Annotated in this window: 25 protein-coding genes; 11 read left to right on the forward strand and 14 right to left on the reverse strand. The window is 69.1% G+C overall.

Annotated features, from left to right (window positions below; genetic code table 11):
• Positions 1–256: 256 nt before the first annotated feature.
• From carB to KF941_RS16320, 4 genes are all read right to left on the reverse strand, one after another.
• Positions 257–3,589 carry a carbamoyl-phosphate synthase large subunit gene (gene carB / locus KF941_RS16305; RefSeq protein ID WP_214273944.1) on the reverse strand — a complete coding sequence of 1,111 codons (3,333 nt, stop codon included), beginning with the start codon at positions 3,587–3,589 and terminating at the stop codon, positions 257–259.
• A gap of 190 nt (positions 3,590–3,779) precedes the next feature.
• Positions 3,780–4,304: a TIGR00645 family protein gene (locus KF941_RS16310; RefSeq protein WP_036749511.1), complete on the reverse strand. Its 525-nt coding sequence runs from the start codon at positions 4,302–4,304 to the stop codon at positions 3,780–3,782.
• 134 nt (positions 4,305–4,438) lie between these two features.
• Positions 4,439–4,801 carry a cell division protein ZapA gene (locus KF941_RS16315; RefSeq protein WP_024843277.1) on the reverse strand — a complete coding sequence of 121 codons (363 nt, stop codon included), beginning with the start codon at positions 4,799–4,801 and terminating at the stop codon, positions 4,439–4,441.
• A gap of 3 nt (positions 4,802–4,804) precedes the next feature.
• On the reverse strand, positions 4,805–5,365 hold the full coding sequence (locus KF941_RS16320) for a hypothetical protein (protein ID WP_240540456.1): 561 nt from the start codon (positions 5,363–5,365) through the stop codon (positions 4,805–4,807).
• A gap of 190 nt (positions 5,366–5,555) precedes the next feature.
• On the opposite strand from KF941_RS16320, the gene hisB reads away from it, so the two are divergent.
• Positions 5,556–6,143, forward strand: a complete 588-nt coding sequence (gene hisB, locus KF941_RS16325; RefSeq protein WP_116221087.1) for an imidazoleglycerol-phosphate dehydratase HisB — start codon at positions 5,556–5,558, stop codon at positions 6,141–6,143.
• Positions 6,143–6,772, forward strand: a complete 630-nt coding sequence (gene hisH / locus KF941_RS16330) for an imidazole glycerol phosphate synthase subunit HisH (protein WP_214273945.1) — start codon at positions 6,143–6,145, stop codon at positions 6,770–6,772. The genes hisB and hisH overlap by 1 nt, the downstream gene beginning before the upstream one ends.
• A 111-nt stretch (positions 6,773–6,883) precedes the next feature.
• Here hisH and KF941_RS16335 read toward each other — a convergent pair whose 3' ends face one another.
• Positions 6,884–7,270, reverse strand: coding sequence for a DUF2147 domain-containing protein (locus tag KF941_RS16335; protein WP_036749504.1), 387 nt, complete (start codon positions 7,268–7,270; stop codon positions 6,884–6,886).
• 159 nt (positions 7,271–7,429) lie between these two features.
• Between KF941_RS16335 and hisA the strand changes: the two genes are divergently transcribed.
• The 4 genes from hisA to KF941_RS16355 are packed head-to-tail and all read left to right on the forward strand — an operon-like array spanning position 7,430 to position 9,763.
• Positions 7,430–8,146: a 1-(5-phosphoribosyl)-5-[(5-phosphoribosylamino)methylideneamino]imidazole-4-carboxamide isomerase gene (gene hisA, locus KF941_RS16340; RefSeq protein ID WP_072460773.1), complete on the forward strand. Its 717-nt coding sequence runs from the start codon at positions 7,430–7,432 to the stop codon at positions 8,144–8,146.
• Between the two features lie 27 nt (positions 8,147–8,173).
• Positions 8,174–8,935 (forward strand): imidazole glycerol phosphate synthase subunit HisF, encoded by a 762-nt coding sequence (gene hisF, locus KF941_RS16345; protein WP_036749499.1) that lies wholly within the window; start codon positions 8,174–8,176, stop codon positions 8,933–8,935.
• Entirely contained in the window at positions 8,932–9,258 is a 327-nt protein-coding gene (locus KF941_RS16350) for a phosphoribosyl-ATP diphosphatase (protein ID WP_214273946.1), read from the forward strand. The genes hisF and KF941_RS16350 overlap by 4 nt, the downstream gene beginning before the upstream one ends.
• A gap of 4 nt (positions 9,259–9,262) precedes the next feature.
• Positions 9,263–9,763, forward strand: coding sequence for an MgtC/SapB family protein (locus tag KF941_RS16355; RefSeq protein ID WP_036749493.1), 501 nt, complete (start codon positions 9,263–9,265; stop codon positions 9,761–9,763).
• Here the strand turns inward: KF941_RS16355 and rnd are convergent.
• The 3 genes from rnd to KF941_RS16370 form a co-directional block, all read right to left on the reverse strand.
• Positions 9,760–10,932: a ribonuclease D gene (gene rnd / locus KF941_RS16360; RefSeq protein WP_036749739.1), complete on the reverse strand. Its 1,173-nt coding sequence runs from the start codon at positions 10,930–10,932 to the stop codon at positions 9,760–9,762. The two genes, KF941_RS16355 and rnd, sit on opposite strands and share 4 nt — an antisense overlap.
• 124 nt (positions 10,933–11,056) lie before the next feature.
• The gene (tgt, locus tag KF941_RS16365) at positions 11,057–12,187 is read right to left on the reverse strand and encodes a tRNA guanosine(34) transglycosylase Tgt (protein ID WP_214273947.1); all 1,131 of its coding nucleotides are present in this window, start codon (positions 12,185–12,187) and stop codon (positions 11,057–11,059) included.
• Between the two features lie 44 nt (positions 12,188–12,231).
• On the reverse strand, positions 12,232–12,993 hold the full coding sequence (locus KF941_RS16370) for a GNAT family N-acyltransferase (RefSeq protein ID WP_214273948.1): 762 nt from the start codon (positions 12,991–12,993) through the stop codon (positions 12,232–12,234).
• A gap of 99 nt (positions 12,994–13,092) precedes the next feature.
• Here KF941_RS16370 and msrB point away from each other — a divergent pair, with 99 nt between their 5' ends.
• Complete coding sequence (gene msrB / locus KF941_RS16375) at positions 13,093–13,491, forward strand: peptide-methionine (R)-S-oxide reductase MsrB (protein WP_036749485.1); 399 nt, start codon at positions 13,093–13,095, stop codon at positions 13,489–13,491.
• Between the two features lie 55 nt (positions 13,492–13,546).
• Here the strand turns inward: msrB and bamE are convergent, their stop codons facing one another.
• Positions 13,547–13,978: an outer membrane protein assembly factor BamE gene (bamE, locus tag KF941_RS16380; RefSeq protein WP_240540457.1), complete on the reverse strand. Its 432-nt coding sequence runs from the start codon at positions 13,976–13,978 to the stop codon at positions 13,547–13,549.
• Positions 13,979–14,116: 138 nt separating this feature from the next.
• Here bamE and KF941_RS16385 point away from each other — a divergent pair, with 138 nt between their 5' ends.
• Complete coding sequence (locus KF941_RS16385) at positions 14,117–14,641, forward strand: DUF177 domain-containing protein (RefSeq protein WP_214273949.1); 525 nt, start codon at positions 14,117–14,119, stop codon at positions 14,639–14,641.
• A gap of 1 nt (position 14,642) precedes the next feature.
• Here KF941_RS16385 and betA read toward each other — a convergent pair whose 3' ends face one another.
• The 3 genes from betA to betI all read right to left on the reverse strand — a co-directional run bounded on the left by betA (position 14,643) and on the right by betI (position 18,388).
• Complete coding sequence (gene betA / locus KF941_RS16390) at positions 14,643–16,295, reverse strand: choline dehydrogenase (RefSeq protein WP_214273950.1); 1,653 nt, start codon at positions 16,293–16,295, stop codon at positions 14,643–14,645.
• Positions 16,296–16,376: 81 nt separating this feature from the next.
• Entirely contained in the window at positions 16,377–17,822 is a 1,446-nt protein-coding gene (gene betB, locus KF941_RS16395; protein WP_214273951.1) for a betaine-aldehyde dehydrogenase, read from the reverse strand.
• Positions 17,819–18,388, reverse strand: coding sequence for a transcriptional regulator BetI (betI, locus tag KF941_RS16400; protein ID WP_116221094.1), 570 nt, complete (start codon positions 18,386–18,388; stop codon positions 17,819–17,821). Before betI ends, betB begins: the two co-directional genes overlap by 4 nt.
• Positions 18,389–18,518: 130 nt before the next feature.
• Here betI and choX point away from each other — a divergent pair, with 130 nt between their 5' ends.
• The 3 genes from choX to choV all read left to right on the forward strand — a co-directional run bounded on the left by choX (position 18,519) and on the right by choV (position 21,539).
• A complete protein-coding gene (gene choX, locus KF941_RS16405) occupies positions 18,519–19,472 on the forward strand; it encodes a choline ABC transporter substrate-binding protein (protein ID WP_214273952.1) in 954 nt (317 codons plus the stop codon).
• Positions 19,473–19,630: 158 nt separating this feature from the next.
• Complete coding sequence (gene choW / locus KF941_RS16410; RefSeq protein ID WP_116221096.1) at positions 19,631–20,482, forward strand: choline ABC transporter permease subunit; 852 nt, start codon at positions 19,631–19,633, stop codon at positions 20,480–20,482.
• On the forward strand, positions 20,475–21,539 hold the full coding sequence (choV, locus tag KF941_RS16415) for a choline ABC transporter ATP-binding protein (protein ID WP_214273953.1): 1,065 nt from the start codon (positions 20,475–20,477) through the stop codon (positions 21,537–21,539). The genes choW and choV overlap by 8 nt, the downstream gene beginning before the upstream one ends.
• Here choV and KF941_RS16420 read toward each other — a convergent pair.
• Both KF941_RS16420 and KF941_RS16425 read right to left on the reverse strand, forming a co-directional pair.
• Entirely contained in the window at positions 21,536–22,453 is a 918-nt protein-coding gene (locus tag KF941_RS16420; RefSeq protein WP_240540458.1) for a DMT family transporter, read from the reverse strand. The two genes, choV and KF941_RS16420, sit on opposite strands and share 4 nt — an antisense overlap.
• Positions 22,454–22,492: 39 nt before the next feature.
• Complete coding sequence (locus KF941_RS16425) at positions 22,493–23,092, reverse strand: LysE/ArgO family amino acid transporter (protein ID WP_114536122.1); 600 nt, start codon at positions 23,090–23,092, stop codon at positions 22,493–22,495.
• Between the last annotated feature and the right edge of the window lie 11 nt (positions 23,093–23,103).

Below are 23,103 nucleotides of genomic sequence, written 5' to 3' on the forward strand. Positions count from 1 at the left end.
GCCAGGCAATCACCTGTCGCCATTGCATGATCGCAGGCGGGGCGGCTGCCCGGTTTCAGCGGATCGCCCTCGGCGGCGCCGATGAAAGCGCCGGCCGGTTCGCCCTTGCGGATCGTGGCGTTGCGGAACCGGATCGGTCCCCCCGTTCAGCCGTCGCATTTGCCCGGCGGGTCGCCAGCCTTCCATGCCGTGCCGGCTGACGGCCGGGACCGGGGCGCGGAATCACCCCGACCTCCTCCAACCGGCCAGAGCGGTCCTAGGCCTGAAGCGACCTTACCCCGACTTCGCCTTCGCCGCGCGACTTGATCGCCGCGACGGCGGCGATGCTGCCGGCGGCGGTGGTGTAATAGGGGATCTTGTCGTTCAGCGCGACCGCACGGATCTCGCGCGAATCGGCGATGGCCTGGGCGCCCTCGGTGGTGTTCAGCACCATGGCGATCTCGCCGTTCTTCAGCCGGTCCACGATGTTCGGGCGGCCCTCATAGACCTTGTTCACCAATTCGGTCTCGACCCCCGCACCGCGCAGGAACTCGGCCGTGCCGCGGGTCGCGACCAGCTTGAAGCCCATGGCGGTCAGCTCGCGCGCAGCCTCGGCCAGATCGGCGGTCTTGTCGGCGTCGCGGACCGAGACGAAGACCAGCCCGCCTTCGGGCAGCTGCGTCCCCGCCCCCATCTGCGCCTTGAGGAAGGCGCGCGGGAAGCTGCGGTCCCAGCCCATGACCTCGCCGGTCGAGCGCATTTCCGGGCCAAGCAGCGTATCGACGCCGGGGAAGCGGGCGAAGGGCAGCACCGCCTCCTTGACCGAGAACCAGGGCGTGTTGGGATCGGCCAGCGTCAGCGGATCGGCAAAGGGCAGCGGATCGTCGGGGCCGACGCCCTCGGGATAGGCCGCGCGGGCGGGGAAGTTCGACATCGGCTCGCCCGCCATCAACCGCGCGGCGATGGACGCAATCGCGCTGTCGGTGGCCTTGGCGACGAAGGGCACGGTGCGCGAGGCGCGCGGGTTCACTTCCAGCACATAGATCGCGCCGTCCTTCAGCGCGAATTGCACGTTCATCAGCCCGACGACGTTCAGCGCGCGGGCCATCGCCTCGGTCTGGACCTTCAGCTCGGCGATGGTGGCGGCGTCCAGCGTATGCGGCGGCAGCGAGCAGGCCGAGTCGCCGGAATGGACGCCCGCTTCCTCGATATGCTCCATGATGCCGGCGACATGGACGGTCTTGCCGTCGGACAGCGCATCGACATCGACCTCGATGGCGCCCGAGAGATAGCTGTCCAGAAGCACCGGGCTGTCGCCGGAAACCTGCACCGCCTCGCGGATATAGCGGTTGAGCTGGTCCATGTCGCGCACGATCTCCATGGCGCGGCCGCCCAACACATAGGACGGACGGATGACCAGCGGGAAGCCGATGCGCTGCGCGATCTCGATGGCCTCGGCGTCGGAATGCGCGATGCCGTTGATCGGCTGCTTCAGCCCCAGGTCGTTGAGCAGCTTCTGGAAGCGCTCGCGGTCCTCGGCCAGGTCGATGGCGTCGGGCGTGGTGCCGAGGATCGGGATGCCCTCCTCCTCCAGCGCATTGGCCAGCTTCAGCGGCGTCTGGCCGCCGAACTGGACGATGACGCCGTGCAGCGTGCCGTTCTCCTGCTCGACCGCCAGGATCTCCAGCACATGCTCCAGGGTCAGCGGCTCGAAATACAGCCGGTCCGAGGTGTCGTAATCGGTCGAGACCGTCTCGGGGTTGCAGTTGACCATGATCGTCTCGTAGCCGGCCTTGGTCAGCGCGAAACAGGCATGGCAGCAGCAATAGTCGAACTCGATGCCCTGGCCGATGCGGTTCGGGCCGCCGCCCAGGATCACCACCTTCTTGCGGTCGCTGGGCCGGGCCTCGTTCTCGACATCGCCCATCGCCGGGGCCTCGTAGGTCGAATACATATAGGGGGTCTGGGCCTCGAACTCGGCCGCGCAGGTGTCGATGCGCTTGAAGACCGGGTGCAGGTCATGGGCGCGGCGGGCCTGGCGAACCTCGGCCTCGGCCTTGCCGGCAAGCTTCGCCAGCCGCGCATCGGTAAAGCCCATCATCTTCAGCCGCCGCAGGCCCTCGGCATCCTCGGGCAGGCCCTGGGCGCACAGCTCGGCCTCGGCATCGACGATCTCGCGCAGCCGGGCCAGGAACCAGGGGTCGAAGCTGGTCGCGTGCTGGATCTCGTCATCGGAAAGCCCGTGGCGCATGGCCTGGGCGATCAGGCGCAGCCGGTCGGGGGTCTGCTGGCTGATCGCCTTGACGATGGCCGCCTTGTCGGGCGCGCCGGGGATCTCGATGTCGTCAAGCCCGGTCAGCCCGTTCTCCATCGAGGTCAGCGCCTTTTGCAGCGATTCGTGGAAGGTGCGGCCGACGGCCATGACCTCGCCCACGGATTTCATCGCCGTGGTCAGCTCGGGCTTGGAACCGGGGAACTTCTCGAAGGCGAAGCGCGGGATCTTGGTCACGACATAGTCGATCGAGGGCTCGAAGCTGGCCGGCGTCACGCGGGTGATGTCGTTGTCCAGCTCGTCCAGCGTATAGCCGACGGCCAGCTTGGCGGCGATCTTGGCGATGGGGAAGCCCGTGGCCTTGGACGCCAGCGCCGAGGAGCGCGAAACCCGCGGGTTCATCTCGATCACCACCATGCGACCGTCGCGCGGGTTGATCGCCCATTGCACGTTCGAGCCGCCGGTCTCGACCCCGATCTCGCGCAGCACGGCGATCGAGCCGTTGCGCATGCGCTGGTATTCGCGGTCGGTCAGGGTCAGCGCCGGGGCGACGGTGATCGAATCGCCGGTATGCACGCCCATCGGATCGACGTTCTCGATGGAACAGACGATGATGGCATTGTCGGCGCGGTCACGCACGACCTCCATCTCGTATTCCTTCCAGCCCAGCAGGCTCTCGTCCACCAGCACCTGCGCCACCGGAGAGGCTTCCAGCCCCGAGCGCACGATGCGCTCGTAATCGTCGCGGTTATAGGCGACGCCGCCGCCGGTGCCGCCCAGGGTGAAGGCGGGGCGGATGATGGCGGGCAGGCCGATCTCCTCCAGCGCCTCCATGGCCATCGAGACCCCGGCCGCGATGTCGTATTTGCCGTTCGGATGCTTGGGCGCGGCGACGATGGTGGCGCGCGGGTTCTCCAGCCCGATGCGGTCCATGGCCTCGCGGAACAGCTTGCGGTCCTCGGCCATCTCGATGGCGGCGCGCTGCGCGCCGATCAGCTCGACGCCGTAGCGGTTCAGCACGCCCATGTCGGCCAGCGCCAGGGCGGTGTTCAGCCCGGTCTGCCCGCCCATGGTCGGCAGCAGCGCGTCCGGCCGCTCCTTGGCGATGATCTTTTCCACCACCTCGGGGGTGATCGGCTCGATATAGGTCGCATCCGCCATCTCGGGATCGGTCATGATCGTGGCGGGGTTCGAGTTGACCAGGATGACCCGGTAGCCTTCCTCCCGCAGCGCCTTGCAGGCCTGGGCGCCGGAATAGTCGAATTCGCAGGCCTGGCCGATGACGATGGGACCGGCACCGATGATCAGGATGGATTTGATATCGGTTCTCTTCGGCATGACGGTCCCTCGGGCTGGCGGCTGATAAATCGTCCGGGGTTATAGCCATGGCGGGCAAAGTCGCAAGGGTCCGCGCCGCCCGCCCGGCCAAAAATCCGCCAAAGCGAAAAGGGGCGCCGCCGATCATGCGCCGCCCCTGCCCTTCTTCGTTCCCCAAATACTCATGCGACCGCGCAGCCGGCACAAGGGCTCAGGCCTGGGACGCCTTGGCCTTCTTCAGCGTCTTGCCGTGGCTCGCGATCCAGTCCATCGCCGCCAGCAGCACGCCCGAGATCACGAAGACCAGGTGGATCACCACCATCCAGCGGATCTGCTCGGGGGCGTATTTGCCGACATCCATGAACACCTTCAGCAGGTGGATGCCCGAGATCGCCACGATCGAGGCCACCAGCTTCAGCTTCAGCGCCGAGAAATCCACCTCGCCCTGCCACTCCGGCCGGTCCTCGTGTTCGCTCAGGTCCATGCGGCTGACGAAATTCTCGTAGCCCGAGAATATCACGATCAGCAGGAGGTTCGCCGCCAGGCTCAGGTCGATCAGCGCCAGCACCCCCAGCACCGCATCGTTGACCGTCATCACCGGCAGGATGCCGATCAGATGCCAAAGCTCCAGCGCAAAGACCCAAAGCAGGATGAGCAGAGACAGCGCCAGACCGACATAGATCGGCGCCATCATCCAGCGGCTGGCGAAAAGGCTGCGTTCGAGAAGGCGTTCCATGAATGCTCCTGAATGGATGGTCGGCCCGCGCTATACAGCCAGGACCGCACCGGCCAAAAGGGGGCACGGGCGCGCACCCCGCAGCCCGCCCCTTCACGGTTTTGCAAATACTCCGGGATCGGCGGCGCCGGCGCTCAGTCCGCCAGCTGGTCCTCGGCCTTCTGCGCCAGGGCCTCGGCCCGCGCGGCCAGTTCCGCCATGGCCTCGCCCAGGCTCTCGGGCACCACCGGCACCTCGACGCGCTGCGGGTTGGCCTTCAGCCGCGCCAGCTCGCGCTCCAGCGAGGCCAGGCGATCCTCCAGCGCCGAAGTCCGGTCGGCCAGCATCAGCCCCGACAGCAGCAAAAGCCGCGGCTCGGGCATCCGGCCGGCCTGTTCCAGAATCACCCGCGCCTCGGCATCCAGCAGGCCGGCGGCGCGCTTGAGCAGCCGCTCCTCGCCCTCCTGGCAGGCCAGGGTATAGGACTTGTGCCCGATCGAGAAATCCACTTCCGCCATGGTTCAACCCCTTCCCTCGTCCAGCGCCGCATCGGCATGCTCGGCCGTGTCCGGCGCCGGCGCCGTCTCCGAAACGCCCGCCGCGGGGGCGGGGGCCTCGATCATGCGGTCCAGCGCATCGACGATCTCGCCCATCTGCGCGACCTCGGCCGCGCGGGCGGCGCGCAGCGATTCGACCTCGGCCTCCAGCGCGCGGCGGGCCTCGTCCTGCGCGCCGTCCCCCTGCTGCGCCGCGATCAGGGCGCGGTTGGCCTCGGCCAGCGCCTCGTTGGCGGCCGAAAGCCGCGCGGCCTCCTCCCCGGCCTCGACCAGGCGCCGATGCGCCTCTGCCAGCCTCTGCTCGCAGTCCGAAAGCGTGACGGACTGGCGCTCGTGCAGGGCGGCAAGCTCTTGCGAAAGGCGGCGGTTTTCGGCCTGAAGCTCGTGCAGCTGCGAGGCGGCCTCCGCATCCGCCGGGACGGGCTGCGGGGCATGCCGCGACGCGGCGGTACGGTCCAGGAACTGGTCGATGCGGTCCAGGGCCGCGATCAGCCGTTTTTCACTGACGTTCAGATCATCTCTCATCGGCCAGGATCCTTTCGGGTCGCTTGTCCTTCGGGGCTCGCCCACCACTTTTCGCATTGCACCGGCCATATGACAAGGACGGGCGGGACGCGGCGGGGTTTTCCCGCCGGGCCTGCGGCGCCGCATCGGCTTTTCAGCCGCCGGATCGGACCCTATAAGGCGGCAAGCCTGCATGATGGAGAGAGACGCGATGCGCCGCGCAAAGATCACCCGCGAGACGGCCGAGACGCAGATCGAGGTCGAACTGGACCTCGACGGCAGCGGCCGCTACGACAACCGGACCGGCGTCGGGTTCTTCGACCACATGCTGGACCAGCTGGCCCGGCATTCGCTGATCGACCTGACCGTGCGGGCCAGGGGCGACCTGCATATCGACGACCACCACACGGTCGAGGATACCGGCATCGCCATCGGCCAGGCGCTGACGCAGGCGCTGGGCGACAAGCGGGGCATCCGCCGCTATGGCGCCTTCCACCTGGCGATGGACGATGCGCTGGTGCGCGCGGCGCTGGATCTGTCGGCGCGGCCCTATCTGGTCTGGAACGTGGATTTCCCGGCGCAGAAGATCGGCGGCTTCGACACCGAGCTGGTGCGCGAATTCTTCCAGGCGCTTGCGACCCATGGCGGGATCACGCTGCATGTCGACCGGCTGCACGGGCTCAACGCCCATCACATCGCCGAGGCGGCCTTCAAGGCCGTCGCCCGCGCCCTGCGCGAGGCGGTCGAGCCCGACCCGCGCATGGCGGGCGTGCTGCCCTCGACCAAGGGCGCGCTGTGATGCGGGTGGCGCTGGTCGATTACGACAGCGGCAACCTGCATTCGGCCGAAAAGGCCTTTGCGCTGATGGGGCGCGAGGCGGGGGCCGAGGTGGTGGTGACATCCGACCCGGCCGAGGTCGCGCGCGCCGATCGCATCGTGCTGCCGGGCGACGGCGCCTTTCCGGCCTGCCGGGCGGCGCTCGACGCCGTGCCGGGCATGGTCGAGGCGCTGCACGAGGCGGTGATCGCCCGCGCCGTGCCCTTCATGGGCATCTGCGTCGGCATGCAGATGCTGGCCGAGATCGGGCACGAATATCGCGACACCGCGGGACTGGGCTGGATCGGCGGCGAGATCGAGGCGATCCGGGCGCCCGGCCTGAAGGTGCCGCATATGGGCTGGAACGACCTCAGGGTGCTGCGCCAGCACCCGCTGCTCGACGGGATCGCGACGGGCGACCATGCCTATTTCGTGCATGGCTGGCAGTTCCGGGTCGCCGATCCCGCGCATCTGCTGGCGACCGCCGATTACGGCGGGCCGGTGACGGCGGTGGTCGGGCGGGACAACATCGTCGGCACCCAGTTCCACCCCGAGAAGTCGCAGGCCGTGGGGCTGCGCATCATCGGCAACTTCCTGCGCTGGCGCCCGTGACGGGCGGTGGCGGGGGCTCCGCCCCCCGCCTTTCAGGCCCCTCGACGGGGCCTGAAAGGCGTCCCCCGGAGTATTTGGAAAACGGAGAAAGCCGCAGCGGAAGCCGGGCGGCTATTTGACCCGCACCCATTGCTGCGTCTTGCAGAAGACCGCGACGCAGCCAGAGACGTTCAGCGTCTTGCCGTCGAGCTGCATCTTCGACTTGTAGGTCTTGTCGGCGCCGGGATCCCAGATCGTGCCGCCCGAGAACTTGCCGCCGCCCTCGTCGGCCATGCCGGCGACGATGTTCTTGCCGTCATGGGGCGACTTGATCTGCTTGCCCGCCTTGTCGAAGCTTCTGACCAGCCGGCCGCAATACTTGCCGCCGCAGTCGTAGAACTCGACCATGCCGACATTGCCGTCGTCATTGGCCTGGGTCTGGAAGATGCCGCCGATGCCCTGGGCCTGCGCGGTGGCGCCCGCAAGCGCGAGCAGCGTGGCAAGAGCCAATGTCCTCATGGTGATTCCCCCCTCCCCAGGGTTATGGTCCGGGGCGCAGGATGGGCGCGCCCCGGGCCGCCGATCAAGCCTGACGTGAGGTCGCGGCCGGCGGATCCGGGGCCTTTCGGTCCGCCGCCGGCTGTGGCAAAGGGGCGCCACGCTATCAGGAGAGATGCGATGATCCTTTATCCCGCGATCGACCTCAAGGACGGCAATTGCGTACGCCTGCTGCGCGGCGACATGGAGGCGGCGACCGTCTTCGGCTCGGACCCCGCCGCGCAGGCCCGCGCCTTCCAGGATGCCGGGGCGGAATGGCTGCATCTGGTCGACCTGAACGGCGCCTTCGCCGGCAAGCCGGTCAACGCCGCCGCGGTCGAGGCGATCCTGGCCGCCATCGACGTGCCCGCCCAGCTGGGCGGCGGCATCCGCGACATGGCGACCATCGAGGCCTGGCTGGAACGCGGGCTGGCGCGGGTGATCCTGGGCACGGTGGCGGTCGAGCAGCCCGACCTGGTGCGCGAGGCGGCGATGGCTTTCCCCGGCAAGATCGCCGTCGGCATCGACGCCCGCAACGGCCGGGTCGCGACCCGCGGCTGGGCCGAGGAGACCGACGTGATGGCCGTCGACCTGGCGCATCGCTTCCAGGACGCGGGCGTGGCCGCGATCATCTATACCGACATCGACCGCGACGGCGCCATGGCCGGCCCCAACATCGCCGCGACCGAGGCCCTGGCGCGGGCGGTCAACATTCCGGTCATCGCCTCGGGCGGGGTTTCCTCGATGCAGGACCTGCTGGCGCTGCGCGCGACCGGGGTCATCGCCGGGGCGATCTCGGGCCGGGCGCTCTACGACGGCGCCATCGACCTTCATGCGGCGCTGAAGGCGCTGGCCTGAGCGCGCGGGGCGAGGTAACAAGGCATCATGCTGAAGACCCGTGTGATCCCCTGCCTGGATGTCGCCGATGGCCGCGTGGTCAAGGGCGTGAACTTCGTCGATCTCGTCGATGCCGGCGACCCGGTCGAGGCGGCGCGCGCCTATGACGCCGCCGGCGCGGACGAGATCTGTTTTCTCGACATCCATGCCACGCATGAGAATCGCGGCACCATGTACGACCTGGTGACGCGCACCGCCGAGGCCTGCTTCGTGCCGCTGACCGTGGGCGGCGGCGTGCGCAGCCACAAGGACGTGCGCGACCTGCTGCTGGCGGGCGCGGACAAGGTCAGCTTCAACTCGGCCGCCGTCGCCGACCCGAACGTGATCGCCGAGGCCGCCGACCGCTTCGGCAGCCAGTGCATCGTCTGCGCCATCGACGCCAAGACCGTGGCGCCGGGCAAGTGGGAGATCTTCACCCATGGCGGCCGCAAGCCCACCGGCATCGACGCGGTGGAGTTCGCCCGCACCGTCGCCGCCAGGGGCGCGGGCGAGATCCTGCTGACCAGCATGGACCGCGACGGCACCAAGTCGGGCTTCAACATCCCGCTGACCCGCGCCGTGGCCGATGCGGTCGGCATCCCGGTGATCGCTTCGGGCGGGGTCGGCATGCTGGAGCATCTGGCCGAGGGCGTGCTGGAGGGCCATGCCTCGGCGGTCCTGGCCGCCTCGATCTTCCATTTCGGCACCTTCACCATCCGCGAGGCCAAGGAGCATCTGGCCGCCGCCGGCATCCCGGTGCGGCTGACATGAGCGATCCCCTGCCCACCGGCCTGCACCGCCTGGCCGGGACCATCGCCGCGCGCAAGGGCGCCGAGCCCGAAAGCAGCTGGACCGCCAAGCTGCTGGCCAAGGGCCCCGAGAAATGCGCCGAGAAATTCGGCGAAGAGGCCGTCGAGGCGATCATCGAGGCGGTCAAGGGCGACCGCGAGCGGCTGATTTCCGAGGCCGCCGACACGCTTTATCACCTGCTGGTCATGCTGGCGGCACGCGACGTGACGCTTTCCGACGTGGAAAATGAACTCGACCGCCGCGAGGGGCGTTCGGGGATCGAGGAAAAAGCGTCTCGAAAGTGACAATATGCTGGACATGCTGGCGGGCGAGTTCTCGCGCCCCATGAGCCTGCCCGCCGGCGTGGTCGCCTTGCGGCTGACCATGGCGGTTCTGCTGGGCGGGGTGATCGGCTGGGAGCGCGAGGTGAAATCCCGCGCCGCCGGGCTGCGCACCCATATGCTGATCGCGCTGGCCGCGGCCTGCTTCACGCTGGTGGCGATGGAACTGGTCGATTTCAGCCCGGTGAACGAGCAGCAGCAGCGCACCGACCCCCTGCGGCTGATCGAGGCGGTGACGGCGGGCGTGGCCTTCCTGGCCGCAGGGTCCATCGTCATCAACAAGGGCAATGTGCGCGGCATCACCACCGGCGCCTCGATGTGGCTTTGCGGCGCCATCGGCCTGTGCTGCGGCACCGGCGACCTGCGCCTGGCGCTGATGGCCACCGCCATGGCCATGGTGGTGCTGTATCTGATTCGCGTCCTGGTCAGCCCCGCCGCCCGCGACGTGGCGGAGGGGGAAGAGGACTAGGGCGCGACCGGCACCACCTTGACCGCGCCGCCCTGCGCCGAAAGCGCGATCTCGCCGGCCGCCAGCCGCAGCGCGTCGCGGCCGAAGACCTCGGCACGCCAGCCCGACAGCGCCGGCAGGTCGCGCATGCCCGAGGCGATGGCGTCCAGATCCGAGGCCGAGGCGATCAGCCGCGGCGCCACCCCGGCCGCATCGGCCTTGGCCTTCAGCAGCACCCGCAGCAGCTCCGCCAGCGCGGCATTGCCCGGCCGGCCCGGCTCGTCGGGGGCGGGCTTGGGCAGATCCTTGGCCTCGACCCCGGCCTTGACGGCCGAAAGGATGCCATTGGCGATCTCGCCACGGCGTGCGTCGCGCAGAAGCAGCCGCGACTTGGCCAGGTCGGCCTCGGACAGCGGCTTGGTCGAGGCCAGCTCGATCAGCGCGTCGTCCTTGAACACGCGGGCGCGCGGAATGTCGCGTTCCTGCGCATAGGTCTCGCGGAAACGCGCCAACTCGCGCACCACGGCCAGGAAGCGGGGCGAGCCGGAGCGGGTGCGCACCCGCTCCCACGCCTCTTCCGGGCGGGTGATGTAGGTTTCGGGGTTCAGAAGCACCGCGACCTCTTCGGCCAGCCAGGGCGCGCGCCCGGTCTTGTCGAGCTGCGTCGAGAGGAACTCGTAGATCGCCCGCAAATGCGTCACGTCGGCCAGCGCATAGGCCGCCTGCGCATCCGACAGCGGCCGGTGCGACCAGTCGGTAAAGCGCGACGACTTGTCCAGCGGCTGGCGCGCGATCTTCTTGACCAGCGTCTCGTAGCCGACCTGCTCGCCGAAGCCGCAGACCATGGCGGCGATCTGGGTGTCGAACAGCGGATCGGGCATCACGCCCGCGTCGTGGAAGAAGATCTCCAGATCCTGCCGCGCGGCATGGAACACCTTGACCGTCGCCTTGTGGCGGAAAAGGTCGTAGAGCGGCTCGAGCGACAGCCCCTCGACCAGCGGGTCGATCAGCACGGCCGAGCCCCCCGCCGCCTTCGCGGCCGAGGCCGGGGGCAGCGCGGCCTGGATCAGGCAAAGCCGGGAATAATAGGTCCGCTCGCGCAGGAATTCGGTGTCGAGCGTGACATAGGGCTGGGTCTTGGCCAGGGCGCAGAACTCGGCCAGTTCGGCCGTGGTGGTCAGGGTGCGGATCTCGGGCTTTTGATCGTTCGTTGCTTTTGCGGGCATAGGGTTCCTTCAGGGGGCGGTCCTTCCGCCGGCGATTCCCTTCGGGATTATCGAAGGTTCGCCGAAATTCAAGGCACGACCCGGCGTTTCAACGCGGTTCGATGTCGCCCTGTGCCCGCATTGCCTCGAATCGGGCAACGAACTCGGCCAGGGTTCCGCCCGCGATGGCGTCGCGCAGCCCGGCCATCAGCTCCTGGAAGTAATGCAGGTTGTGCCAGGTCAGCAGCATCCCCGAGATCATCTCGCCGGCGCGGAAGACGTGATGCAGATAGGCGCGGCTGTAGCCGGTGCAGGCCGGGCAGCTGCAATCGGCATCCAGCGGGCGCGAGTCGTCGGCATGGCGGGCGTTCTTGATGTTGACCTGCCCGCGCCGGGTCCAGGCCTGCCCCGTGCGCCCCGAGCGCGAGGGCAGCACGCAATCCATCATGTCCACCCCGCGAATCACCGCGCCGACGATGTCGTCGGGCTTGCCCACGCCCATCAGGTAGCGCGGCTTGTCCTGCGGCAAGAAGCCCGGCGCATAGTCCAGCACGCCGAACATCGCCTCCTGCCCCTCGCCCACGGCGAGACCGCCGATGGCATAGCCGTCGAAGCCGATCGCCTTCAGCGCCTCGGCCGATTCCTCGCGCAATTCGCGGGTGACGCCGCCCTGCATGATGCCGAACAGCGCATGTCCCGGCCGGTCGCCGAAGGCGTCGCGGCTACGCTCGGCCCAACGCATCGACATGCGCATGGATTTCGCCACCTCCTCCTGGGTCGCGGGCAGCGCCGGGCATTCGTCGAAGGCCATGACGATGTCCGAGCCCAGCAGGCGCTGGATCTCCATGCTGGTCTCGGGCGAAAGGTGGTGCTTGGAGCCGTCGACATGGCTGGAGAAGGTCACGCCCTCTTCCGTCAGCTTGCGCAGGCCCGCCAGCGACATGACCTGGAAGCCGCCCGAATCGGTCAGGATCGGGCGCGGCCAGTTCATGAACTTGTGCAGCCCGCCCAGCCGGGCGATGCGTTCGGCGCCGGGGCGCAGCATCAGGTGATAGGTGTTGCCCAGCAGGATGTCGGCGCCGGTGGCGCGGACCGATTCGGGCAGCATCGCCTTGACCGTGGCGGCGGTGCCCACGGGCATGAAGGCGGGGGTGCGGATCTCGCCCCGCGGGGTCTGGATCACGCCGCTGCGGGCGCGGCCGTCGGTGGCGTGGACGGTGAATTGGAATCTGTCGCTCATGCCTGCGCAGATAGGGGGTTTCGCCGGCGGATGCAAAGCCGCCCTTACGCCCCGGCCGCGCGCAACAGTTTCGCCCGTTCCGGGGGAATGGCCCGGATCTCCAGCCCGGTGAAGACATGCAGCGTATCCATCTGCCGATCCACCACCGCATGGTCGCTGACCCAGCCCCCCATGGCGAGGTATGAGCGCAGAAGCGGCGGCATCGCCGCCATCGCCCGGCGCGGGTCCGCCTTGCGCAGCCGCAGCGCGCGGGCAAAGCGAAACACCTGCGGCGCCTTGACCCGCGGCAGCCAGCGCTTCGGCGCCAGATGCCGCTCGCGCAGCATGGCGAACGCGTCCTCGTAGCCGTGGATGTCGGTGCCGGCAAAGCTGGAGCAGCCGAACAGCATCTCGATGCGCGCGTCGTCGACATGCCGCGCCAGCGCGCCCCAGGCCAGGCGCAGGATGTCCGGGTCATGCCATTCCGGGTGGATGCAGAAGCGGCCGATCTCGACCATGGGGCCGCGAAAGTCGCGCAGCCGCGACAGGTTGTAATGGCGCGCGGAATAGCTGTCGCCGATCTGGGCGCCGCAGGTCAGCGTCAGCATGCGAAAGCACGCGACCAGCCTGCCGCCGGCCTTGTCGCGAATCAGCACATGGCTGCATCGGTCGTCGTAATCGTCGGCATCCAGCGGCGGCGCTCCATCCCCCGCGCCCGCACCGCGCCGGCCCAGAAAGCAAAGCCAGCGCAGCCGCTGCGCCTCGCGGATCTCTGCGGGGCCTTCGGCAAAGCCGACCTGGTAACGGCCCTTGCTGAGTGAAATCATGGCGTTCCCGCCCGGCCCGTAAACCGGCCCGCTCCGACTTGTTAACATCCATACTGCGCCTATCTTGTAACAGCAGCATGGCAGGATTGAAGGGCCAAGATGTCGGAACGGATCATCAAGAGCGACGCGGAATGGCGGGCAGCGCTGGACGCCGAAACCTATCGCGTGACGCGGCAGGCGGGGACCGAGCGGCCGTTCTCGCATCCGGGCTTTCCCAAGGGGCCGGGGCATTACGAATGCGCCTGTTGCGGGGCCCGGCTGTTCGAGGGCGACGCCAAGTTCGAAAGCCATTGCGGCTGGCCCAGCTTTTCCCGCCCCAGCCCGGCGGGCGACATCGACGAGCATCGCGACACCAGCCACGGCATGATCCGCACCGAGGTGCGCTGCCACCGCTGCGACGCGCATCTGGGCCATGTCTTCCCCGACGGCCCGCCGCCGACGGGCCTGCGCTATTGCATCAACGGCGTGGCGCTGCGCTTCGTGCCGGAGCCGGGCTGAAGGGCGGCCAAGCCGCGAAAGGGGACGCCCGACAAGGCGCCCCGCCCCACCCCGATCAATCGCCCAGGAAATCCCCGGCCTGGACGCGGCCGACATTGCCCAGAAGCTGGCGGATCAGGCCAAGGCTGGTCACGCCGGTATCGGTGACGCGGCGCGACAGCACCACGACCTGCCCGCGCTCCAGCCCGAAACGCTCGACATTGCTGACCACGCCGCTTTCGGCGAAGCTGATGGCGACCACCTGGCGGTCGATCTCGCGCGGTTCGCGCGGGCCGTAGAACTGCCAGCGCGAGCCCACGTAATACCAGGCCGAGCCGGTCAGCAGCCCCTGCGCCGAAGGCCGGCCGATCAGCCCTTCCAGCTCGGCCTGGGGGGTCTGGCCGACGACGACCTGGGCCAGCTGCTCCTCGGGCGGGATATAGCCGTGGTTGCGATAGGTGGCCTGGCAGGCGGAAAGGCCCAGAGGTGCGGCCAGTGCAAAAGCCATGAGCTGCCGCCGGGAAATCTTCATCTTTTCTCTGCCCTCTTACGCGCCTGTTGACGCCGCGCGACCGGCTTAGCAAACTCATGCCCCACGCTCAAGAATATCCAGACCAAGGGCGGTTTTGCCCGCGAAAGGCCACCGATGACCGATTCCAAAGCCCCGCAGACCCGGTTCCGGGTGGCCCATCTGAACCCGCGCCAGCCGACCGATTTCGCGCTGGCCCCCGCCGCACCCGCCCGCCGGGCGCTGGCGGCGGAGCTGGGGCTGATCGCCCTGCCCCGGCTGGATTTTTCCGGCCGCATCCGCGCCGTGGCCAGCGACGCCTGGGAGGTGACGGGGACGCTTTCGGCCCGCGTCGTGCAGCCCTGCGTGGTGACGCTGGCCCCGGTCGAGACCGAATTGCGCGAATCCCTGCACCGCGTCTTTTCGCCCCATGCCGGCACGCCCGAAGGCGACGAGGTCGAGATGCCGGACGAGGATCTGGAGCCCCTGGGCCAGTTCATCGACATCGAGGCGATCATGACCGAGGCGCTGGCGCTGGCGCTGCCGCTTTACCCGCGGGCCGAGGGCGCGGCGCTCGACGCCCCCGAACCCCCGCCCGAGGAAGAGGCGCGCAAGCCCTTCGCCGGGCTTGCCGACCTGCTGAAAAACCCCAAGGATTCCTGAACTAGGCGGAACGCTGGGCGATCTGCCAATCCGGCGCCATTTCCGGCCCCAGGTTCAGCGGCGCCAGCATCCCCGCGCCCAGGATGTGATCGGCGGCCTTCTCGCCGGTCATGATCGAGGGCGCGTTCAGGTTGCCGTTGGTGATGCGCGGAAAGACCGAGCTGTCGGCGACGCGCAGCCCCTCGACCCCGATCACCCGCAGTTCCGGGTCGACCACCGCCAAGGGGTCGTCGGCCGCGCCCATCCGCGCCGTGCCGCAGGGGTGGAATGCCGACTCGGCATGGTCGCGGATGAAGGCGTCGATCTGGTCGTCGCTCACCACGCCCTCGCCGGGCTGGATCTCGTGGCCCTTGTAGGCGGCGAAGGCGGGCTGGGCAAAGATCTCGCGCGTCAGCCGCACGCAGGCGCGGAACTCGGCCCAGTCGTCGGGATGCGACATGTAGTTGAAGCGGATCTCGGGCGCCTGCTTGGGATCGGCGGATTTCAGCCGCACCGTGCCGCGCGACTTCGACCGCATCGGCCCGACATGGACCTGGAAGCCGTGCCCCTCGGCCGCCGCCCGGCCGTCGTAGCGCACGGCCAAGGGCAGGAAGTGATACTGGATATCCGGGTATTCCACCCCGGCGGCCGAACGGATGAAGCCGCAGCTCTCGAACTGGTTCGAGGCCCCGAGGCCCGTCCCCGTCGCCAGCCATTGCGCCCCGATCGAGCCCTTCCCCCACAGGTTCCAGTGCTTGTAGAGCGTGACCGGCTGGGTCGCGGTATATTGCATGTAGACCTCCAGGTGGTCCTGGAGATTCGCGCCCACGCCCGGCCGGTCCGCCAGGATCTCGATGCCATGCGCGCGCAGATGCCCGGCCGGGCCGATGCCCGACAGCATCAGAAGCTTCGGCGTATTGATCGAGCTGGCCGAAAGAATCACCTCCTGCCGCGCGCGGAACACGGTGATGCCGCGGGTGTTGCCGACCTCGACGCCCACGGCGCGGCCGTCCTCGAAGACCACCCGCCGCGCCAGCCCGCGCCGCAGCCGCAGCAGCCCGGTCTCCTGCGCCGGGCGCAGATAGGCATTGGCGGCCGACCAGCGCCGCCCCTCCCAGATCGTCGCCTCCATGGCGCCGAAGCCTTCCTGGCGGGCGCCGTTGTAATCCTCGGTCGTCGGATAGCCGGCCTCGCGCCCGGCGCGGATGAAGGCGTCGAACAGCGGGTTCTTGCGCGAGCCGCGCGTCACATGCAGCGGCCCCTCGCTGCCGCGATAGTCGCTGACCGCGCCATGCGAGGTCTCCATGCGCTTGAAATAGGGCAGCACGTCGGCATAGGCCCAGCCGCTGGCGCCGCTCTCGGCCCAGAAGTCGAAATCCCTGGCATGGCCGCGCACGAAGACCATGCCGTTGATCGAACTCGACCCCCCGACCACCTTGCCGCGCGGCGTGACCAGCCGCCGCCCGCCCAGATGCGGCTCGGGCTCGGACGAAAACCCCCAGTCATAGCGGCGCATGTTCATCGGATAAGACAGCGCCGCCGGCATCTGGATGAAGGGCCCGACATCGCTGCCGCCATATTCGACGATGTCCACGCGCTTGCCGGCCATCACCAGCCGGTAAGCCAGCGCGCAGCCGGCCGAGCCGGCACCGACGATCACATAATCCGGGATCACGCCTGCCTCCCCTGCATCGCCCTGGCGGGCTTCTTCGTTGTCCAAATACCCATGCCGACCGTGCTGCCGGCGCGGCGCCGATCAATAGGGCGCATCGACGCCTCCCATGCCGACATAGACCGATTTCAGCTGCGAATAATGCTCGATGGCCGCGGCCGAGTTCTCGCGCCCGATCCCCGACAGCTTGACGCCGCCAAAGGGCGCCTCGACCGGGGTCAGGTTATAGGCGTTGATCCAGGTGGTCCCGGCCTGCAAGGCCGCCGCGACCCTGTGGCCGCGCGCCAGGTCGCGGGTGAACACCCCCGCCGCCAGCCCATAGGGCGAGGCATTGGCGCGGGCGACGGCCTCCTCCTCGGTCGCGAAACCCAGCACCGACATGACCGGGCCGAAGATCTCCTCGCGCACGATCCACATGTCATCCGAGGCATCGGCAAAGACGGTCGGCGGCACGAAGGCGCCCTCGCCCGGTCCGCCGCAGACCAGCCGCGCGCCCTCGTCGCATCCGCGTTGGATGGCGGCACGGATCTTCGCCGCCTGGCCTGGGCTGACGATGGGGCCGTGCTGGGTCGCCTCGTCCAGCGGATCGCCGATCCTGATCCTGGCCACCCGCTCGGCCAGCCGGTCCAGGAAGGCGGGCAGGATGCCCTGCTGCACGAAGACCCGCGTCCCGTTCGAGCAGATCTGGCCCGAGGAATAGAAATTCGCCAGCATCGCCGCGCCGACCGCATCCTCCAGCGAGGCGTCGTCGAAGACGACCAGCGGCGACTTGCCCCCCAGTTCCATCGTCACATGCCGCATGCCCTCGGCCGCCGCGGCATAGACCCTTTGCCCGGTCGCGACCGAGCCGGTCAGCGACACCTTGGCCACGCGCGGATCCGTCACCAGCGCCGCACCGACCGCACCACGGCCCTGCACCACGTTGAAGATGCCGGCCGGCAAGCCGGCCTCGGCCAGGATCTCGGCCAGCTTCAGGGCGCCCAGCGGGGTTTCCTCGCTGGGCTTGAAGACCATGGCATTGCCCATGGCCAAGGCAGGCGCCGCCTTCCAGCAGGCGATCTGGCTGGGATAGTTCCAGGCGCCGATGCCGGCGCAGACCCCCAGCGGTTCGCGTATCGTATAGACGAAATCGCCGCCCAGCGGGATCATCTGCCCGGTGACGGTCGGCGCCAGCCCGCCGAAATATTCCAGCGCATCGGCGCCCGAGGGCCAGTCGGCCACCCGCGTCTCCTGGATCGGCTTGCCGGTGTCCAGCGTCTCCAGCCGCGCCAGTTCCTCGCCCCGTTCGCGGATGATCTGCGCCGCCCGGACCAGCACCCGGCCGCGCTCGACCGGGCGCAGCGCCGCCCAGGCCGGCTGCGCGGCGGCAGCGGCGGCGGTCGCCTGCGCCACCTGCGCCGGGGACGCCTCGCGCAGCCGCGCGATCACCGCGCCGTCATAGGGGTAATGCACCGGCAGCGCCGCGCCCTCGCCCTCGACATGGGCGCCGTCGATGTAAAGGCTTGCCGGCGGTTGCGCGTCATGGCTCATGGCAGCACCTTTTCCAGATAGTCCAGCGTGGTTCGTTCGGCGGCGGCGGCATCGGCCTCGTTGGACAGCGCCGCGCGCAGGTAAAGCCCGTCGATCAGCGCCCCCAGCGTGCGGGCGATGGGCTCGGCCCCCGCCCCGGCCAGCGGGCGCAAGGCCGTCAGCAGGTTCGAGGCGAGCCGGCGGTGATAGACCCGCAACAGCCGCGCCGCCTCGGGCTCGACCAGCGCCAGCGCATAGAAGTTCAGCCAGGCCGCGATGGTGTCATGTTCGAAATTGGCGCCGTCGAAACTGGCGGCGATGATGGCGCGCAGCCGCTCCTGCGGCGTTTCGGCCCCGCGCAGCGCAGCACGGGTCGAGTCGCCGTATTGCGCCAGGATATGCCGCATCGCCGCCAGGAAGATCCGCTCCTTCGAGCCGAAATAGTGATGCGCGAGCGCCGAGGACATGCCCGCCGCGCGCGCGATCTGCGCTACGGTGACGTCCAGCGAGCCCGCCCGGCCCACCGTGGCAATCGCGGCGTTGATCAGCGCCGCTTTTCGGATAGGTTCAGCGCCAAGCTTGGGCATGACAGGACACCATGGTGCAATTCCGTTGGAAAATTCGTGCAAGAGACCCGTATCTGGCCGATCATTGATTGACTCGTCAATCAATGAAAGCCTTAATCACATCACCCGTCAACGAACCTAGGAGATAAAGATGACATTTCGCCGCACTTCCGCAGCTCTTGCCGCCGGGCTGGTCGCCTCGCTCGCCACGGCCGGCATCGCTGCGGCGCAAGAGCCGATGGAGTGCCGCAAGGTCGTCTTCTCGGACGTGGGCTGGTCCGACATCAGCGCCACCACCGCGCTGGCCTCGACCGTGCTGGGGGCGCTGGGGTATCAGACCGAAACCAAGATCCTGTCGGTGCCCGTGACCTATACGGCGCTGTCCACCGACGACGTGGACGTGTTCCTGGGCAACTGGATGCCGACGATGGAGGCCGACATCGCCCCCTATCGCGAGGCGGGCACCGTGGACATCCTGCGCACCAACCTGACCGGGGCGAAATACACGCTGGCGACGAACAAGGCCGCGGCCGACCTGGGCATCGCCGATTTCGCCGGGATCGCCGCGCACAAGGACGCGCTGGAGGGCAAGATCTACGGCATCGAGCCGGGCAACGACGGCAACCGCCTGCTGCTGGAGATGGTGGCCGAGAACAAGTTCGACCTGGGCACCTTCGAGGTCGTCGAAAGCAGCGAACAGGGGATGCTGGCGCAGGTCGCGCGCGCCGAGGCCGCCGGCAAGCCGGTCGTCTTCCTGGGCTGGGAGCCGCATCCGATGAACAGCCAGTTCCAGATGACCTACCTGGCCGGCGGGGACGAGGTCTTCGGCCCCGATTTCGGCGGCGCGCGCGTCGATACCAATACCCGCGCCGGCTATGCCGAGACCTGCCCGAACGTCGGCAAGTTCCTGCAGAACCTGGAATTCACCCTGCCCATGGAGAACGAGGTCATGGGCCTGATCCTGAACGACGGCATGCAGCCGGCCGAGGCGGCGCTGAAATGGCTCCGCACCAACCCGGAAGCGGCGCAGCCCTGGATCGCGGGCGTCACCGCCGCCAACGGCGGCGATGCGCAGGCGGCGCTGGACAAGGTGCTTTCCGAATAAGGGCCGGGCAGGCGGGGGCGCCGCCGCCTGCTCCGCCTTGCTCATGGGACGGTTTTCTCTACCCTGGCCGGGATGGCGCGTCCGGGCCGTGCCGCCGCGACCCTGCGGCGCAACCCCCGGAGCCCCGACGATCCCGCACGGCAGAAAGAAAGGGACGCATGGACCAACTGACCGCATTCCTGACCGAGACCAAGATCCCGGTGGGCCGGACCGCCAAGGCGATCTTCGACTGGCTCAACGCCCATGCCGCCGTGGTCTTCAATGCCGTCTCGCGGCTGATGGAGGGGCTGATCGGCGGCATCCTGAGGATGCTGGAATTCCCGCATCCGCTGGTCTTCACCCTGCTGGCCGTGGCCCTGACCTGGGCCTTGCAGCGCAGCTGGAAGACCTGCCTGCTGGTCGCCCTGGGCTTCCTGTTCATCCTCAACCAGGGCTATTGGAAAGAGACGATGCAGTCGCTGACCCTGGTGCTTGCCGCCTGCGTCGTCTGCATGGCGATCGGCGTGCCCATGGGCATCGCCGCCGCGCACCGGCCGCGGCTTTACGCCTGGATGCGGCCGGTGCTGGACCTGATGCAGACGCTGCCGACCTTCGTCTACCTGATCCCGGCCATCGTCTTCTTCGGCATCGGCATGGTGCCCGGCCTGATCGCCACGGTGATCTTCGTGCTGCCGGCGCCGATCCGGCTGACGCATCTGGGCATCTCCTCGACGCCCAGGGCGCTGGTCGAGGCCGCCACCGCCTTCGGCGCCACCCCGCGCCAGCTGCTATGGAAGGTCGAACTGCCAAGCGCCACGCCGCAAATCATGGCCGGGCTGAACCAGACCATCATGCTGTCGCTGTCCATGGTCGTCATCGCGGCGCTGGTCGGCGCCTCGGGGCTGGGCGTGCCGGTGGTCCGGGCGCTGAACAGCGTGAACACGGCGCTGGGTTTCGAAAGCGGCTTCATCATCGTGGTGGTCGCGATCATGCTGGACCGGATGCTGCGGGTAAGGGGGCGCCATGACTGAGGCCAGGCAAGCCGCGCATAACGCGGTCGAGTTCGACAATGTGAACATCGTCTTCGGCGACGCGCCCCAGGCCGCGCTGCCGCTGATGGACCAGGGCCTGGACCGCGGCCCGATCAAGGCCGAGACCGGGCAGGTGCTGGGCGTCCACAACTGCTCGCTGACCGTGCGCGAGGGCGAGATCCTGGTGCTGATGGGCCTTTCCGGCTCGGGCAAGTCCACGCTCTTGCGGGCGGTGAACGGGCTCAACCCGGTCTGCCGCGGCGAGGTGCGGGTCTGGGACGGCGACCGCATGGCCTCGGTGACCAAGGCCTCGGGCGCCGAGCTGCGCCGGCTGCGCCGCGAATGCATCGCCATGGTCTTCCAGCAATTCGGCCTGCTGCCCTGGCGCTCGGTGCGCGAGAACGTCGGACTGGGGCTGGAGCTGGCCGGCATCCCCGCCGCCGAACGCCGCCGCCGCGTCGATGCGCAGCTGGCCACCGTCGGCCTGGCCGACTGGGCCGAGCGCAAGGTGGGCGACCTGTCGGGCGGCATGCAGCAGCGCGTGGGCCTGGCGCGCGCCTTCGCCACCGAGGCGCCGATCCTGTTGATGGACGAGCCCTTCTCGGCGCTGGACCCGCTGATCCGCAACCGGCTGCAGGACGAATTGCTGGAATTGCAGAAGCGATTCCGCCGCACCATCGTCTTCGTCAGCCACGACCTCGACGAGGCGTTCCGCATCGGCAACCGCATCGCGCTGATGGAGGGCGGCCGCATCGTCCAGGTCGGCACCGCGCGCGAGATCATCGCCCATCCGGCGAACGCCTATGTCGAGGATTTCGTCGCCCACATGAACCCCTTGGCGGTACTGAGGGCCGAGGACATGGCCGAGCCGGGCGAGGCCACCGGCACCCCCATCGACCGCCAGACCCCGGTGCGCGAGGTCATCCAGGCCATGACCGAGACCGGCGCCGAGATGCTGCCCTTGCAGGGCGGCGGCCGGGTGACGCGGCAGGGCATCATGTCGCGCCTGGTGGTGCAGCGCGGCCAGGCCGGCGGCGCGCTGGAACACCCGGCCTAGCTTTCCCGCGTCGCCTCGGCCGGCGGGGTGATCGTGGGGCGCCGCAGCCGCGCCTCGCGCCAGGTGATGTAGCTGATGGCGCCGATCATGATCGCGCCGCCGACCAGCACCCACAGGTCGACCGGCTCGGCAAAGGCCAGCGCGCCCAGAAGGCTGGCCCAGATCAGCTGCAGCAGGGTGACGGGCTGCGTCACCGTCAGGGGCGCGGCGGCAAAGGCCCGCGTCATCGCGTAATGCCCGGCGGTGGCGAAAAAGGCGGTGCAGGCCAGCACCGCGCATTGCACCAGCGTCGGCGGCACCCAGACCAGCGCCGCGACCGGCGCCAGGCCGATGCAGACCGTCAGCGACATCATCGCCACCACGACCGAGGCCGGCACCAGTTCCGACAGCCGCTTCGCCACCAGGTAGGAGCCGCCAAAGATCACCGCGGCGCCCAGCTGCGCCAGGTGGCCGGGCTCCAGCGCGCGGATGCCGGGCCGCAGCACGATCATCGCCCCCGCCAGCGCCACGGCGATGGCCAGCCCGCGCCGCCACGAGATCCGCTCGCCCATCAGCAGCGCCGCGCCCAGCGTGACCACGACCGGATTGAGAAAGCCGATGGCGGTGACCTCGGCCACGGTGATGCGGGCCATGGCATAGAACCACAGGATCACCGCCAGCACATGCAGCCCGCCGCGCAGCGCGAAAAGCGCCCAGATGCGCGGGGCAAAGCCCTGCCGCAGCGCCGGCGCCAGCGCCGGGACCAGGAACAGCAGCCCGAAGGCGAAGCGGATGAAGGCGCCCTCGGCCGCCGGCAGCGCCTGCCCCAGCCAGCGCACCGTGCCGTTGACCGCGACGAAGCACAGACCCGCCGCCAGCATCCACAGGATGCCCGGCAGGTCGTTGCGCGCAAGGGAATGGGTTGTCCTGCTCATCCCCACAGCCATGCCCTGCCGGCACGGCCGGCGCAAGGCTCAGCCGCCCAGCAGCAGGCCCAGGGCGATCGACCACATCACCAGCCCGACCAGCCCGTCCAGCACCCGCCAGGCCGCCGGCCGCGCGAACAGCGGCGACAGCCAGCGCGCGCCGTAACCCAGCGCAAAGAAGAACAGCACCGAGCCCGAGACCGCGCCGGCGACGAAGCCCGGCTTGTTCTCCCACCCCGCCGAGACCGAGCCGATCAGCACCACCGTATCCAGCCAGACATGCGGGTTGAGCCAGGTCAGCCCCGCCAGCACCAGAAGCGTGGCGCCCAGCCCCGCGGCAGGGCCCTGCCCGGCCCGCAGCGCCTCGCCGCCGCGCCAGGCGGCGCGAAAGGCGCGCGCGCCATAGGCCAGCAGGAAGGCCGCCCCGCCCCAGCGCATCGCCGCCAGGAACCAGGGCGCCTGCGCGGCAATGGCGCCCGCGCCCAGAACCCCGGCGGTGATCAGCACCGCATCCGAGACCGCGCAAAAGGCGCAGGTGGCCAGCACGTGCCGGCGCATCAGCCCCTGCTTCAGCACGAAGGCATTCTGCGCCCCGATGGCGACGATCAGCGACAGGGCGGTGCCAAGGCCGGCGAAATAGGCATGCATGCGGCTCTCCT

Origin of the sequence: Paracoccus sp. pheM1, assembly GCF_018499825.1 — a bacterium.
Classification (GTDB): Bacteria; Pseudomonadota; Alphaproteobacteria; order Rhodobacterales; family Rhodobacteraceae; genus Paracoccus; species Paracoccus versutus.